Raw genomic sequence first — 14,337 nt, forward strand, 5'->3', positions numbered from 1 at the left:
CGCGCTCACTTCTTCGGAGCCTTGCTCGGCAGATCCTGCGACTGGATCACCTTCTGGATCGCGGCGTCCGCGGTCTTGATGGCGTCGTCCGGCGAAGCCGCGCCCTTCATGACCGACTCCATCGCGGTGCCGACCGCGAGCGAGACGTCCCACGGGTAGGTCGGCTCGGGGATCGCGTCGGGCGCGATGTCGTTCGTGATCACGCTCGACCACGGCGCCTTCGCGGCGGCCTCGTCCTTGGCGACGGCCTCCTGCACCGATTTGCGCACGGGGACCTTGGTGAACTGCGTGTTCACGAAGAACGGCACGAGGTTCTGCGGATCACCGGCGAGCGACCACTCCAGGAACTTCCCGGCGGCGTCGGCGTGCTTGCTCTTCGCGTCGATGACCCACTTGAAGTTGCCGAGCGTGGTGGCGGTGCGGCCGTCGGCGTTGGAGGCGTTCGGGAAGGCGCCGATGCCCGTCTTGGTGAGCAGGTCCGGGTAGTCGGATCCGATCTCCGACATCATCCAGGAGCCGGAGACCTTGAAGGCGACCTTCTTCTGGCCGAAGTCCTTGCCCTCGACGTAGGCGGCGAGCGCCTGCTTGGGCATGTATCCCTTGTCCCACAGCTCCTTGTACTTCGACATCAGGTCGCGGTACGCGGCGTTGTCGATGTCCGGGGACTTCCAGTCGTCGGTGAGCGCCGTGTGCCCGGCGAAGTTGTACTGCTGGCCGACGGTCGACCAGGCGAACGTGATGGCGTCGGACGCGGGCGAGATGCAGTACTGCCCCTGGGCGAGCGTCGGCTGGATCTTGGCGCAGTCGGCGAGCAGGTCGTCCCAGGTCGCGGGGCCCTTGTCCGTGTCCACACCGGCCTTGGAGAGCATGTCCTTGTTCCAGAACAGCACGGTCTGGGCCTCCTGCAGGAGGGGGTAGGCGTAGTAGGTGCCGCCGATCTCGGACACCGACTTCGCCGAGTCGATGATCTCGTCCAGCTTGGAGGTGTCGACGACCTTGCCGAGGTCGTACAGCTGACCGGCGTTGACCGCGTCCTGGATGCTGCCGGAGTGGGTGTAGATGTCGGGCGCCTTGCCCGCGGCCTGGGCCGCCTTCATCTTCTGGTCCCACGCGTCGGCGGGGATCTCGGTGTCCTTGACGACGATCTTGTCCTGGGAGGCGTTGAACTTCTTGACGATGTCCTTGTACCAGGCGTTCTCGGGCGGGGTGAACGTGCGGTGCCAGAACTCGATGGTGGTCTTGCCGCTGGAGTCGCCTCCGTCCCCGGCGGCCTGCCCCGGAGTGCTCGAGCCGCAGCCCGCGAGCAGTCCAACCGCCGTGATGCCGCCGAGCGCGGCCATCACGACCCGGCGCGTGCGCTGTGTGTCCGTCTTCATGGGTTCCTCCTCGGGAACACGACTTCCTCGTCGATTCGGTGCTGGGTCCGGCACAGGCGTCCGGGTCCGCGGTCGCGCTGAGTCGGCATCGACCGGGCTGCACCCAGGGTAGGCGAAATCGATTTCAGATACAAGACACTCGTGGATGATCCCGGGCGCGCCCCCTACTCGGGTGTCGTGGTGGCGCTCTACGGCACACAGGGAAACAGGTCTCGATGCCCGCAGCGCCTCAGGGCACATGAGGCAGGAAATCGATTTCATGCCCTGGATCGAGACCCTAGCGGTCGCACGGCACCGGATCGGGACGGCGCGACCGCGCGCGGCCCTGCACCGGACGCGCCTCAGCGTCGGCTGTCGTCCGGGTCGTCGGCGAGTTCCTCGTCCGACGCCTCGGTGCGGCTCCCCCAGGGGCGCCACAGCACGACCTCGGTCGACCGACGGATCCGCCGTCCCGACGGCACGGCCATGATGGATCCGGTCGCACCGGCGGCGAAGACCCGCACGCCGGGGCGGGAGGCGCGCTCTTCGCGCAGGGAATGCTCGAGCTCGACCACGCGGCGGCGGAGCGTGCGCACCTCATCCTCGAGGTCGAGCAGCTTCGCGATCGCCGGCAGGCTCATGCCCTCGCTGGACAGCTGGGCGACCTCGCGCAGCTGGGCGATGTCGCGCTGGGAGTATCGGCGGGATCCGCCCCGCGTGCGGCCGGGCACGACCAGCCCGATCCGGTCGTACTGGCGGAGGGTCTGCGGGTGCATGCCGGCCAGTTCGGCGGCGACCGCGATCGCGAAGATCGGGGTGTCGGCGCTCATGCGCTCATCGCCCATGGCGCACCGCGTTTCGACTCTGCCGGCACAAGGTCGACTGACCGAGATCAGGAGAATCCACAGGGATCCACCTGATCTCGGTCAGTTCGCCCGTTCTCGGCACGGAGAGAGCCCGAGCGGAGGCGCTCATCACGCCCGCGCCTTCGCCAGAAGCTCGGCGCGCGGGTTCTCCGCGGGCTCGGCGGCGCGGAAGCGCTCGAGCGCCTCGCGTGCGGCCTCGTCCAGATGCGCCGGCACGGCGACCTGGACCTCGGCGAGCAGGTCCCCCGAGCCCTTGGACGTGGTGACGCCGCGTCCCTTGACCCGCAGCACCCGGCCGGACGGCGTTCCCGCCGCGACCTTGAGCTTGACCGGATCCCCGCCGAGCGTCGGCACCTCGATGGTGGCGCCAAGGGCCGCCTCCGTGAACGTCACCGGCACGGTCACCCGCAGGTTCAGCCCGTCACGGGTGAACACCGGATGGGGCTTCACGGAGACCTGCACCACGATGTCGCCGTTCTCGCCGCCGTCGGGCGAAGGCCGCCCGCGACCGCGCAGACGGATCTTCTGCCCGTCCTTCACCCCCGCGGGGATCTTCACCTTGAGCGGACGGCCGTCCTCGCCCTGCAGCGTGACGGTCTCGCCCTGCACCGCGGTCGCGAACGACAGCGTCGTGCGGGCCGTGACGTCGGCGCCCTTCTGGGGCCCGCCGAAGCCGCGGAAGCCGCCGGACGGCTGTCCGAACCGACCGGATCCGAACGACCCTCCGCCGCCCTGGTTGAACATCGCGAAGATGTCGTCGAAGTCGGCGGTCTGGCTGCCGCGGCCCCGGTTGAACGCGCTGAACACGTCGTCGAAGCCGCCGTTGCCGGCGCTGCCGGGCGCGGTGAACCGCGCCCCGCCGGCGCCCATCGCGCGGATCTGGTCGTACTCGGCGCGCTGCTCGGTGTCGGAGAGCACCGAGTACGCCTCGCTGATCTCCTTGAACTTCGCCTCCGCCGCGGCATCGCCGGGGTTGGAGTCGGGGTGGTACTTGCGTGCGAGCTTGCGGTAGGTCTTCTTCAGGTCCGCCTCGGAGATGTCCTTCGAGACGCCGAGGGTCTTGTAGAAGTCCTTGTCGAACCAGTCCTGGCTAGCCATCGACCACCCCCCTACTCAGCAGGAACGGCGACGACGACCTTGGCAGGACGCAGCTCGACGTCGCCCAGGCGGTAGCCCACCTCGACGACCTCCAGCACGACGGTCTTCTCGACGCCCGGGGTGGGCTGCTGGAAGATCGCCTCGTGCTGCTGCGGGTCGAACTCGTCGCCCTTCTCGCCGTAGGAGACCACGCCGAGACGCTCGGCGACCGAACGGACCTTCTCGGCGATCGCGGCGAAGGGCGTGCCCTCCTGCAGATCGCCGTGCTGGGCGGCGCGGTCGAGATCGTCGAGCACGGGGAGCAGGCCCTTGGCGGCCTCGCCCTTCGCGCGCTGGATCTCGACGCCGCGCTGCTCCTCGGTGCGGCGGCGGTAGTTCGCGTACTCGGCCTGGAGGCGCTTGAGGTCGACGAGCAGGGTGTGCTCGGCGTCGGCGAGCGCCGCGTCCTCCGCGGCGTCCTCGGCGAGCGCGTCGTCGCTCGGCGCCGTGTTCAGGATGTCGTCGACCGTGAGCTCGTCGGCGTCCTGCGCGTCACCGGCCCCGGCCGCGGGGCCGGACGCGTTCGCGCCCGACCCCTGGCCGCCGACCTCACGGCCCTCTTCGGGCTCTTCGAAGTCCTTGGGATCCGTCATTACTTCTTCTCGTCCTCGTCGTCCACGACCTCGGCGTCCACGACGTCCTCATCGGACGCGGCGCCCTCGGCCGCCGGCTCGCCCTGCGGGGCGGAGGCCGCGTCGGCCTGGGACTGCGCGTAGATCGCCTCGCCGAGCTTCGTCTGCGACTGGTTCAGCTTCTCGAACGCGGTCTTCACGGCCTCGTCGTCCTCGCCCGCCAGTGCGGTCTTGAGCGCGTCGACGTCGGCCTTGACCTCGGTCTTCACGTCCTCGGGGAGCTTGTCCTCGTTCTCCGAGATGAGCTTCTCGATCGAGTAGGACAGCGTCTCGGCCTGGTTGCGGACCTCGGCCGACTCGCGGCGCTTCTTGTCCTCGGCGGCGTGCTCCTCGGCCTCGCGCACCATGCGGTCGATGTCGTCCTTCGAGAGCGAGGATCCGCCCGTGATGGTCATCGACTGCTCCTTGCCTGTGCCCTTGTCCTTGGCGGACACGTGCACGATGCCGTTCGCGTCGATGTCGAAGGTGACCTCGATCTGCGGGATGCCGCGCGGAGCCGGCGCGATGCCGGTCAGCTCGAAGGTGCCCAGCGGCTTGTTGTCGCGGGTGAACTCGCGCTCGCCCTGGAAGACCTGGATCGCGACCGACGGCTGGTTGTCGTCGGCGGTGGTGAAGGTCTCGCTCCGCTTGGTCGGGATGGCCGTGTTGCGCTCGATGAGCTTGGTCATCATGCCGCCCTTGGTCTCGATGCCGAGGCTCAGCGGGGTGACGTCGATGAGCAGGACGTCCTTGCGCTCGCCCTTCAGGACGCCGGCCTGGAGGGCGGCGCCGACGGCGACGACCTCGTCCGGGTTCACGCCCTTGTTGGCCTCCTTGCCGGTCTCGCGCTTGACGAGCTCGGCCACGGCGGGCATACGGGTGGAACCGCCGACGAGCACGACGTGCGCGATGTCGCCGACCTTGATGCCGGCCTCGCGGATGACGTCCTCGAAGGGCTTCTTGGTGCGGTCGAGGAGGTCCTTGGTGAGGTCCTCGAACTTGGCGCGGGTGATCGTCTCGGAAAGCGACACGGGGCCGTTCTCGGTGAGCGACAGGTACGGCAGGTTGACGCTGGTCGACGTCGAGGAGCTGAGCTCCTTCTTCGCCTGCTCCGCGGCCTCCTTGAGGCGCTGCAGCGCGATCTTGTCGCCGGAGACGTCGACGCCGGTCGAGTCCTTGAACTGCTTGATCAGGTAGTCGACGAGGCGCTGGTCCCAGTCGTCGCCGCCGAGGCGGTTGTCACCCGCGGTGGCGCGCACCTGGATCGTGGAGAAGTCGTCGTCCTTGCCCACCTCGAGCAGGGACACGTCGAACGTGCCGCCACCCAGGTCGAAGACGAGGATGAGCTCGTCCTCCTTGCCCTTGTCGAGGCCGTAGGCCAGGGCGGCCGCGGTGGGCTCGTTGATGATGCGCAGCACGTTGAGGCCGCTGATCTCGCCGGCCTCCTTCGTGGCCTGACGCTCGGCGTCGTTGAAGTACGCCGGGACGGTGATGACCGCGTCGGTGACCGTGTCGCCCAGGTAGGCCTCGGCGTCGCGCTTGAGCTTCATGAGGATGCGCGAGGAGATCTCCTGCGGCGTCCACTTCTTGCCGTCGACGTCGAAGGACCAGTCGGTGCCCATGTGGCGCTTGACCGATGCGATCGTGCGGTCGACGTTGGTGACGGCCTGGCGCTTCGCGGTCTCGCCGACGAGCACCTCCCCGTCCTTGGTGAAGGCGACCACCGACGGGGTGGTGCGGAAGCCTTCTGCGTTGGCGATGACCTTGGGCTCGCCGCCCTCGAGGACGCTGACGACGGAGTTCGTCGTACCGAGGTCGATACCGACAGCACGTGCCATTTGTTTTCTCCTTCAGTCGGAAGTGCGGAAAAGTCTGCGCGGCCGCAGCCCCCGAGAAGGAACCCGGAAACCTGAGTCGCGATGACTCAACGATACGCCGACCGTCAAGGGATGTCAACAAACTTGATATGACTCAACTCAACTTTTGCGAAGGGCTCGGAACACCGTCCCCGCGGGGATCCCCGTGGGGGGAACCGCCGGACCGGACTGCCCATCGACGCGGCATTCAGCTGATCCCTAAGATCGGCGTCATGACGACTCACTCGCGCACTGCGTCAGCCGCGCTCCGTCTCGGCGCCGTCGGCCTGCTGCTCGCCGCCGCCCTTCCGCTGAGCGCCTGCGGCTTCCCGTTCACCCCGTACGCCGGCGGTGCGAAGAACCTCGGCGCCACGTCCGCCCCCGCGTCGACCGATGAGCCGTCCGTCGACGACCCCACCCCCTCCAGCACCCGATCGTTGCGCTTCGACGACCCGTCCCTGCCCGCCGGCAGCCACGTGGAGTGGTCGGACGGACTGATCGCCGACTCCCGCTGGACGGTCGACAAGCCCGATGACGGCAACGGCGGCTGGTCGTACGCCACGGTCGACGGCATCTGCGTCGCTCAGTTCTGGCAGGGCACCTCCTCGTCGACGGGCGCGAAGGACGACCGCGAGGCGAGCGATCTCATGCTGGCCGCGCTGACCGAGGCGACCGTCGCGGACGTGACCGCGGCCGCGCGCGACCTCGCACTCGAGAGCGCCTCCGACGGCGGCTACGAGATCGACTCGCGCGCGGTCCAGGGGCACAACGACGCCGCGACCTGGGTCATCCAGGCGAGGGTGTTCGAGAAGGCCGGATCCGGGCTGTACTTCATCCTGGACTGCACGGACGGAAGCGCCTCGACGGTCGCCGACGAGATCGTGGAGAAGAACCGGGTGCTGGTGTACTGAGCGGCGCTTCCGCGTCTCAGTGCGACCCTCCGGGAGGGCCGATCAGCAGCAGCACGGCGAAGAGGGCGGCGACCGCGGCGACGATGAGCAGCGCGAGCACCCACGGCCGGTGCAGGAACCAGCGCATGGTGCGGTCGTACCAGGCCGCGTCGCGCGGGTCGTCGGTCTGCTCCAGACGCCAGGCGCCGGCGAGACGTCCCGTGCGGTGCAGCCAGATCTCGGCGGGGATCGTGGCGTAGGGGACGATCGCGCTCGCGATCGCGACGACCGCGACGCCGACGCCCCAGCGCTGGTGGAACGCCAGCAGCACCGCGGTCGCGGCGTAGGAGAGGAACACGAAGCCGTGGATGGATCCGGCGATCGTGACGAGCACCGGAGGCAGGCCCGTGGCGCGGCCGACGAGCGCGCCGATCAGCAGGGTCCAGGTGATGGCCTCGGCGATCGCGAGCACGCGGAACAGGCGGGCGGGAGTGGTGAACACGGCTCTCCTCGGGTCGGGTGCTTCCAGCGTATGCAGCGGCCCCAGGGCGCCGCCTGCCCGGGGCCTCCACCTTTCGGACGGTTTCCGGCCGCCCTCGACAGGAGGCGACCCCGGCCCGTAGACTCGGCGGGCGCCGGGACCCGCCCGGGATCCGAGGGAAGGAGCTGACGATGAACGTCTCTGTTGTCGCGCCCTTCGCCCCCCTTCTTCCCTGAGGCCGCCCGCCCGACGCTTCCGCGAGCGGCCCCGACCCGGAGCCCCTCGTGATCCCTTCCTCCGCATCCCCGGATGCCTCTGCTTCTTTCTTCCTCTCCGCCGCCGACGACGACGATCTCGGTCTCTCCTTCGCCGATGTCGACCTGGCCGACGGGCAGCGCTGGACCACCTGGCCGACCGCGACGCCCACCGAGCGCGGGCCGGAGCCGCGCCCAGGCTGGGTGGTGACCTCGGCGGGCGCCGTCGACACCGAGCTCGGCATCCTCAAGACCGGCAAGGAGGCCGATGTCTTCCTGCTCGAACGGGCGGTGCCCGGCGATCCTGCTCAGCGCACCCTGCTCGCCGCCAAGCGCTACCGCAGCCCCGATCACCGCGCCTTCCACCGCTCCGCCGTCTACACCGAGGGGCGACGCACCCGGAACTCGCGGGACGCCAGGGCGCTCGCGCGCAAGAGCGAGCACGGCCGCGAGGTCGCCGCGGCGCAGTGGTCGTTCGCGGAGTTCGAGGCGCTGCGCCGGATGCACGAGCTCGGGGCGCCCGTGCCCTACCCGGTGCAGGTGACCGGCACCGAAGTGCTCATGGAGTTCATCGGATCCGCCGACGGTGTCGGCGCGCCCCGGCTCGCGCAGGTGCGGCACCACCCCGACCTGCTCGCCGAGCTGTTCGCGCAGGTCGGCGACCTCATGCGCGTGTTCGCACGTGCCGGGCTGGCCCACGGCGACCTCTCGCCGTACAACCTGCTCGTGCACGACGGCCGCGTGGTGGTGATCGACCTGCCGCAGATCGTGGACACCGTGGCGAACCCGCAGGGCCTGGACCTGCTGCATCGCGACTGCGTCAACGTGTGCGACTGGTTCGCCCGGCAGCGCCTCGACGTCGACGCCGAGGCCCTGTTCGGCGAGCTGGTCGCGGAGTCGTTCGGGTGAGGCGGCCAGATTTCGACGTGTGAACCGCCGAGCGGACCGCGGCGGGCGGATCCGCATACACTCCGACCATGACCCGCCCCGCTCTGCTCGCCGTCTCGCACGGCACCGACGACGCGGCCGGCGCTGCCGCGATCGCCCTGCTCGTGCAGCGCGTCTCCGAGCGGCTGAACGGTGCGGGCGGGCCGCACTCGGCGTCGGATCCGTCGCGGGTCGAGGTGCGCTCCGGTTTCGTCGACGTGCAGCAGCCCGACGCCCCGACCGCCCTCGCCGCGGTCGACGGGCCGGTCGTGGTGGTGCCGCTGCTGCTGTCCCAGGGCTTCCACGTACGGGTCGATCTGGGGCGCGCCGTGGCCGCCCGCGCGGACGCGGTGGTGACGGATCCGCTCGGCCCCGATGCGCGCCTCGCGGAGGTGCTCGCCCAGCGGCTCGCCGAAGCCGGCGCCGCCGAGGACCCCGCGGCGCCGGTCGTGCTGGCGGTCGCCGGATCCCGCGATCCGCGCTCCCTTCCCGACGCGGAGGAGTCGGCACGCCTGCTGGCCGCGCGGCTCGGGAGCGCGGTGGTGCCCGCGTACCTCGCCGCGCGCGAGCCGCGCCTCGCCGACGCGCTGGACGCGCACCCCGGCTCCCCCGTCGCGACGTACCTCCTCGCGCACGGCTACTTCTTCGACGTGGCGGGGCGCATCACGGGATCCGGCCTGCTGACCGAACCCCTGCTGGACGACGGCGAGCCCCCGCAGCCGCTCGTCGACCTCGTGGTCGACCGCTATCGCGAAGGCGTCGCGCAGCTCGCCGCGCGCGCCTGAGACGGCGTGATGGCAGTCGTGGCGCCGTCCACCCGCGCTCCACGGCCGGGAGCCACGACTGGGATCGCCGTCGGATGCACGGGCCGGATCCGCACGGCGGGCGCTCCATTGAACCGCATCCACCCCGGAGGAAACTGGACCATGTCGAACAATGACGCTCCGTGTCGGAGGCGATGACACAGACGGGCGGATCCGGCGGGTGCGCACGTAGCGTGTCGGCATGTCTCCCGAACCGACCACCGCCGTGCCCGCCGCGCCCGTCCGCGGCGCTCGCACCCGCACCGCCCGCGTGCCCACCAAGCCGCACGGTCAGTGGGCCGTCGACGGCACGGAGCCCCTGAACGGCAACGAGGAGTTCAAGCTCGCCGACAACGGCCTGAACGTGCGCGAGCGGATCGAGGGCGAGTACGCGCAGGGCGGCTTCGCGTCGATCGACCCGACCGATCTGCACGGGCGGTTCCGCTGGTGGGGCCTGTACACGCAGCGCAAGCCCGGCATCGACGGCGGCCGCACCGCGACGCTGACCCCGGAGGAGCTCGAGGACGAGTACTTCATGCTGCGGGTCCGCATCGACGGCGGCCAGCTGACCACCGAGCAGCTGCGCGTGATCGGCGGCATCTCGACGGAGTTCGCGCGCGACACCGCCGACTTCACCGACCGGCAGAACATCCAGCTGCACTGGATCCGCATCGAGGACGTCCCCGAGGTCTGGCGCCGCCTGGAAGACGTCGACCTCAGCACCACCGAGGCCTGCGGCGACGTCCCCCGGGTGATCCTCGGATCCCCCGTGGCCGGGATCGCCGCCGACGAGATCATCGATCCGACGCCGCAGATCCGCGAGATCGTCGACCGCTTCATCGGCGACGAGACTCTCGCGAACCTGCCCCGCAAGTACAAGACCGCGATCACCGGGCACCCCAGTCAGGATGTGGTGCACGAGATCAACGACTGCGCGTTCGTCGCGTACGAGCACCCCGAGCTCGGCATCGGCTACGACCTGTGGGTCGGCGGCGCGCTGTCGACCGTGCCGCGCCTCGGCGAGCGCCTCGGCGCGTTCGTCGCACCCGAGCGCGTCGCGGAAGTATGGCACGCGGTCACGCGGATCTTCCGCGACTACGGTTACCGCCGGCTGCGCAACAAGGCGCGGCTGAAGTTCCTGCTGGCCGACTGGGGCGTCGAGCGCTTCCGCGAGGTGCTCGAGACCGAGTACCTCGACTCCCCGCTGCCCGACGGCCCCGCCGCCCCGAAGCCCGTGGGACGCGGCGACCACGTCGGCGTGCACCGTCAGAAGGACGGCCTGTTCTACGTCGGCGCGGCGCCCGCCGTCGGCCGGGTCTCCGGCACGGCGCTCACGGCTCTCGCCGACCTCGCCGAGGAGCACGGATCCTCGCGGATCCGCACCACGCCGTACCAGAAGGTGCTCGTGCTGGACGTCGCCGAGGACCGTGTCGAGTCCCTGATCGCCGGGCTGTCCGCGATCGGGCTCGAGGCACGGCCGAGCCTGTTCCGCCGCGCGACGATCGCCTGCACCGGGATCGAGTTCTGCAAGCTCGCGATCGTGGAGACGAAGGTCAACGCAGCCCAGGCGATCGAGCAGCTCGAGGAGCGCCTGGGCGCGCTCGAGCCCGAGATCGGCCGGCCGATCACCCTGCACGTGAACGGCTGCCCGAACTCCTGCGCCCGGATCCAGACGGCGGACATCGGCCTCAAGGGCCAGCTCGTCACCATCGACGGCGAGCAGGTGCCCGGCTACCAGGTGCACCTCGGCGGCGGGCTCGCGAACGCCGACCGCGAGGAGGCGGGCCTGGGCCGCACGGTCCGCGGCCTGAAGGTGCCCGCCGACGGCATCGCCGACTACGCGGAGCGCGTGATCCGGCGCTACCTCGCCGATCGCGCCGACGCCGACGAGACCTTCGCCACCTGGGCGCACCGAGCCGACGAGGAGGCGCTGGTATGAGCACCGCCGTGGAGGTGCGGCCGGCCCGGCGCTCGCTCGACGAGCTGCGCGCCCTCGCCGAGCGCGGCGCCGCCGAGCTGCGCAGCGGATCCGCCGACGAGGCCTCCCCCGCGGAGGTCGTCGCCTGGGTCGCCGCGAACGTCTCCCCCCGCCTCGCCGCCGTCGCCTGCTCGATGGCCGACGCCGCCCTGCCGCACCTGGTGGCGGAGTCGATCCCGGGCGTCGATGTGCTGTTCCTCGACACCGGCTACCACTTCCTGGAGACGACGTTCACCCGCGACGAGGTCGCCCGCACGCTCGACGTGCGCATCGTCGACGTGAAGCCCGCGCAGACCGTGCGCGAGCAGGATGCGGAGTACGGCAAGGACCTGTTCTCCCGGGATCCGGCGCTGTGCTGCGAGATGCGCAAGGTCGCCCCGCTGCAACAGGCCCTCGGCGGCTACGAGGTGTGGTTCACCGGCGTGCGCCGCGACGAGGCCCCCACCCGGGCGAACACGCCGCTGATCACGTTCGACGAGCGCAACGGCCTGATCAAGGTCAACCCCGTCGCGAGCTGGTCGTTCGACGACCTCATCGCCTACGCGACCGCGCACGAGGTCGTCGTGAATCCCCTGGTCGCGAACGGCTATCCCTCGATCGGCTGCGCGCCGTGCACCAAGCCCGTCGCCGCGGGCGAAGACCCCCGCTCGGGCCGCTGGGCCGGGCTCGCCAAGACCGAATGCGGACTCCACGTATGAGCATCATCGACACCCTGCCCGCTCCCGCCGAGACCCTCGCCGGGCCCGACGCCGGTTCCCTCACCGGGCTCGACCTGCTCGAGGCCGAGGCGATCCACATCATCCGCGAGGTCGTGGCCGAGTTCGAGCGCCCCGTGCTGCTGTTCTCCGGCGGCAAGGACTCCGTGCTGGTGCTGCACCTCGCCGCCCGCGCCTTCGCGCCGGGCCGGATCCCCTTCCCCGTGCTGCACGTCGACACCGGGCACAACTTCGACGAGGTCATCCGGTTCCGCGACGAGACCGTCGAGCGGCTCGGGCTGAAGCTCGAGGTCGCGCGCGTGCAGGACTACATCGATGACGGCCGCCTCGCCGAGCGTCCGGACGGCACCCGCAACGTGCTGCAGACCCAGCCGCTGCTCGACGCGATCGCCGCGGGCAAGCACGACGCCGTGTTCGGCGGCGCCCGCCGCGACGAGGACAAGGCGCGCGCCAAGGAGCGCATCATCTCGCTGCGCGACGAGTTCGGGCAGTGGGATCCGCGCAACCAGCGCCCGGAGCTGTGGAGCCTGTACAACGGCCGGCACACCCCGGGCAAGCACGTGCGCGCGTTCCCGATCTCGAACTGGACCGAGCTGGACGTCTGGCGCTACATCGCCCGCGAGCGGATCCCGCTCCCCCCGCTGTACCTGGCGCACGAGCGCGAGGTCTTCCGCCGCGACGGGATGTGGTGGGCCGTGAACGAGCACGCGCAGCCCCGCGAGGGCGAGCAGGTCGAGCGCCGCACGGTCCGCTACCGCACGGTTGGCGACGCGAGCTGCACGGGCGCCGTCGAGTCCGACGCGTCCACCGTCGACCAGGTGGTCTCCGAGGTCGCCCGCTCCACGCTCACCGAGCGCGGCGCCACCCGCGCCGACGACCGGATCAGCGAGGCCGCCATGGAGGACCGCAAGAAGAACGGATACTTCTGATGAGCACGATAGAGCCCGCCCCCGCCGGGGTCGTTGAGCGAGCGCAGCGAGACGAAACGCGGCAGCCCGCGGGGAACCGCGTTTCGTCTCGGTCGGCTTCGCCGTCCTCGCTCAACGACCCCATCGTCGACCTCGGCGACACGACCCTGTTCCGGTTCGCCACGGCCGGATCCGTCGACGACGGCAAGTCCACCCTCGTGGGCCGGCTGCTGCACGACGCGAAGGCGATCCTCGCGGACCAGCTCGAGCAGGTGGCGCGCACCTCCGCCGACCGCGGCTTCGCGCACGGCGAGTTCGACTTCGCGCTGCTCACCGACGGCCTGCGCGCCGAGCGCGAGCAGGGCATCACGATCGACGTCGCGTACCGGTACTTCGCGACCGATGCGCGCAGCTTCATCCTCGCCGACTGCCCCGGGCACGTGCAGTACACCCGCAACATGGTCACCGGATCCGCGACCGCCGACGCCGTGGTCGTGCTCATCGACGCGCGCAAGGGCGTCGTGGAGCAGACGCGGCGGCACCTCGCGGTGGTGTCGCTGCTGCGCGTGCCGCACGTGATCGTCGCCGTCAACAAGATCGACCTCACCGGCTTCGACGAGGCGCGCTACCGCGCCGTCGAGGAGCAGGCGCTCGCGGTCGCGGCGGAGCTGGGTCTCATCGACACGCATGTGATCCCGGTCTCGGCGCTGGAGGGCGACAACATCGTGGATCCGTCCGCGCGCACGCCCTGGTACGACGGCCCCACCCTGCGCGAGCTGCTGGAGACCCTCCCGGCGCGCCAGGCCGAGGAGGACGCCGCCTTCCGCCTCCCGGTGCAGACCGTGATCCGTCCGCAGGGCGGGATCTCCGCCCTCGTCGACGACGCGGAGGTCGACGACCTGCGCGACTACCGCGGGTTCGCCGGACGCGTGGCGAGCGGATCCGTGCGGGTGGGCGACCGTGTGCAGGTCTTCCCCGGCGGGCACGAGACGACGGTCACCGGAATCCGCGTCGCCGGTCGCGTGGCCGAGGCCGCGCATACGGCGCAGTCCATCGCGGTGACCCTCGCCGACGAGGTGGACGCGGCCCGCGGCGCGCTCATCGCGACCGCCGGCACCGTGCCGAGCGGTCACCAGGAGGCCGAGGTCGAGATCTTCCAGCTCGACGTGCGCCCGATCGCGCCGGGGGCGCGGGTGCTCGCCAAGCACGGCACCGCGACCGTACAGGCGATCGTGGCCGAGGTGCTCTCCCGCCGCGACCTCGACACCCTCGCCCTGGAGGACGCCGCCGAGCTGGCCGTGAACGAGATCGGGCGGGTGCGGATCCGCTTCGCGTCGCCCCTGCCCCTGGAGCCGTACGCCGACGATCGGGAGGGCGGCGCCCTGCTGCTCATCCATCCTGTCGACGGAGCGACCCTCGCCGCCGCGACGGTCGTCGCGGCGGCATAGGACGGCGGAGCGAGACGAAACGCCGTCTTCCGCAGAGCGCCGCGCTCGTCTCGCCTCCGCGCGCGCAACGACCACAGAGACCACTCACCCGAAGAACGCCTAAGGAG

At 70.8% G+C, this 14,337-nt stretch carries 13 protein-coding genes; 7 read left to right on the plus strand and 6 right to left on the minus strand.

The window, feature by feature from the left end; genetic code table 11:
* Positions 1-5: 5 nt before the first annotated feature.
* The 5 genes from J8G10_RS08490 to dnaK all read right to left on the minus strand — a co-directional run bounded on the left by J8G10_RS08490 (position 6) and on the right by dnaK (position 5,807).
* A complete protein-coding gene (locus J8G10_RS08490; protein WP_251443119.1) occupies positions 6-1,376 on the minus strand; it encodes an ABC transporter substrate-binding protein in 1,371 nt (456 codons plus the stop codon).
* A 341-nt stretch (positions 1,377-1,717) separates the two neighbouring features.
* Positions 1,718-2,200 (minus strand): heat shock protein transcriptional repressor HspR, encoded by a 483-nt coding sequence (locus J8G10_RS08495; RefSeq protein ID WP_251443122.1) that lies wholly within the window; start codon positions 2,198-2,200, stop codon positions 1,718-1,720.
* A 129-nt stretch (positions 2,201-2,329) separates the two neighbouring features.
* Positions 2,330-3,319 carry a DnaJ C-terminal domain-containing protein gene (locus tag J8G10_RS08500; RefSeq protein WP_251443124.1) on the minus strand — a complete coding sequence of 330 codons (990 nt, stop codon included), beginning with the start codon at positions 3,317-3,319 and terminating at the stop codon, positions 2,330-2,332.
* A gap of 11 nt (positions 3,320-3,330) precedes the next feature.
* Positions 3,331-3,951: a nucleotide exchange factor GrpE gene (locus J8G10_RS08505; protein ID WP_251443126.1), complete on the minus strand. Its 621-nt coding sequence runs from the start codon at positions 3,949-3,951 to the stop codon at positions 3,331-3,333.
* Complete coding sequence (gene dnaK, locus J8G10_RS08510) at positions 3,951-5,807, minus strand: molecular chaperone DnaK (RefSeq protein ID WP_251443128.1); 1,857 nt, start codon at positions 5,805-5,807, stop codon at positions 3,951-3,953. Before dnaK ends, J8G10_RS08505 begins: the two co-directional genes overlap by 1 nt.
* Positions 5,808-6,058: 251 nt before the next feature.
* Here dnaK and J8G10_RS08515 point away from each other — a divergent pair, with 251 nt between their 5' ends.
* Complete coding sequence (locus J8G10_RS08515) at positions 6,059-6,736, plus strand: hypothetical protein (protein ID WP_251443130.1); 678 nt, start codon at positions 6,059-6,061, stop codon at positions 6,734-6,736.
* A 16-nt stretch (positions 6,737-6,752) separates the two neighbouring features.
* Here J8G10_RS08515 and J8G10_RS08520 read toward each other — a convergent pair whose 3' ends face one another.
* Entirely contained in the window at positions 6,753-7,217 is a 465-nt protein-coding gene (locus J8G10_RS08520; RefSeq protein WP_251443132.1) for a DUF3817 domain-containing protein, read from the minus strand.
* Positions 7,218-7,480: 263 nt separating this feature from the next.
* Here J8G10_RS08520 and J8G10_RS08525 point away from each other — a divergent pair, with 263 nt between their 5' ends.
* From J8G10_RS08525 to J8G10_RS08550, 6 genes are all read left to right on the plus strand, one after another.
* A complete protein-coding gene (locus J8G10_RS08525; RefSeq protein ID WP_308220685.1) occupies positions 7,481-8,359 on the plus strand; it encodes an RIO1 family regulatory kinase/ATPase in 879 nt (292 codons plus the stop codon).
* 68 nt (positions 8,360-8,427) lie between these two features.
* Positions 8,428-9,162, plus strand: coding sequence for a sirohydrochlorin chelatase (locus J8G10_RS08530; protein ID WP_251443134.1), 735 nt, complete (start codon positions 8,428-8,430; stop codon positions 9,160-9,162).
* Between the two features lie 220 nt (positions 9,163-9,382).
* Entirely contained in the window at positions 9,383-11,119 is a 1,737-nt protein-coding gene (locus tag J8G10_RS08535) for a nitrite/sulfite reductase (RefSeq protein WP_251443137.1), read from the plus strand.
* Positions 11,116-11,856, plus strand: coding sequence for a phosphoadenylyl-sulfate reductase (locus J8G10_RS08540; protein ID WP_251443140.1), 741 nt, complete (start codon positions 11,116-11,118; stop codon positions 11,854-11,856). Before J8G10_RS08535 ends, J8G10_RS08540 begins: the two co-directional genes overlap by 4 nt.
* Positions 11,853-12,803, plus strand: coding sequence for a sulfate adenylyltransferase subunit CysD (gene cysD / locus J8G10_RS08545; RefSeq protein WP_251443143.1), 951 nt, complete (start codon positions 11,853-11,855; stop codon positions 12,801-12,803). The genes J8G10_RS08540 and cysD overlap by 4 nt, the downstream gene beginning before the upstream one ends.
* Positions 12,803-14,230, plus strand: coding sequence for a sulfate adenylyltransferase subunit 1 (locus tag J8G10_RS08550; RefSeq protein WP_251443145.1), 1,428 nt, complete (start codon positions 12,803-12,805; stop codon positions 14,228-14,230). Before cysD ends, J8G10_RS08550 begins: the two co-directional genes overlap by 1 nt.
* The last annotated feature ends 107 nt before the right edge of the window (positions 14,231-14,337 follow it).

This window comes from Microbacterium sp. USTB-Y (genome assembly GCF_023703415.1).
In the GTDB taxonomy this organism is placed as follows: Bacteria; Actinomycetota; Actinomycetes; order Actinomycetales; family Microbacteriaceae; genus Microbacterium.

Coding starts and splice junctions, on each gene's coding strand:
- J8G10_RS08490 (WP_251443119.1), bottom strand. CDS start 1,376: ATGAAGACGGACACACAGCGCACGCGCCGGGTCGTGATGGCCGCGCTC.
- J8G10_RS08495 (WP_251443122.1), bottom strand. CDS start 2,200: ATGGGCGATGAGCGCATGAGCGCCGACACCCCGATCTTCGCGATCGCG.
- J8G10_RS08500 (WP_251443124.1), bottom strand. CDS start 3,319: ATGGCTAGCCAGGACTGGTTCGACAAGGACTTCTACAAGACCCTCGGC.
- J8G10_RS08505 (WP_251443126.1), bottom strand. CDS start 3,951: ATGACGGATCCCAAGGACTTCGAAGAGCCCGAAGAGGGCCGTGAGGTC.
- dnaK (WP_251443128.1), bottom strand. CDS start 5,807: ATGGCACGTGCTGTCGGTATCGACCTCGGTACGACGAACTCCGTCGTC.
- J8G10_RS08515 (WP_251443130.1), top strand. CDS start 6,059: ATGACGACTCACTCGCGCACTGCGTCAGCCGCGCTCCGTCTCGGCGCC.
- J8G10_RS08530 (WP_251443134.1), top strand. CDS start 8,428: ATGACCCGCCCCGCTCTGCTCGCCGTCTCGCACGGCACCGACGACGCG.
- J8G10_RS08535 (WP_251443137.1), top strand. CDS start 9,383: ATGTCTCCCGAACCGACCACCGCCGTGCCCGCCGCGCCCGTCCGCGGC.
- J8G10_RS08540 (WP_251443140.1), top strand. CDS start 11,116: ATGAGCACCGCCGTGGAGGTGCGGCCGGCCCGGCGCTCGCTCGACGAG.
- cysD (WP_251443143.1), top strand. CDS start 11,853: ATGAGCATCATCGACACCCTGCCCGCTCCCGCCGAGACCCTCGCCGGG.
- J8G10_RS08550 (WP_251443145.1), top strand. CDS start 12,803: ATGAGCACGATAGAGCCCGCCCCCGCCGGGGTCGTTGAGCGAGCGCAG.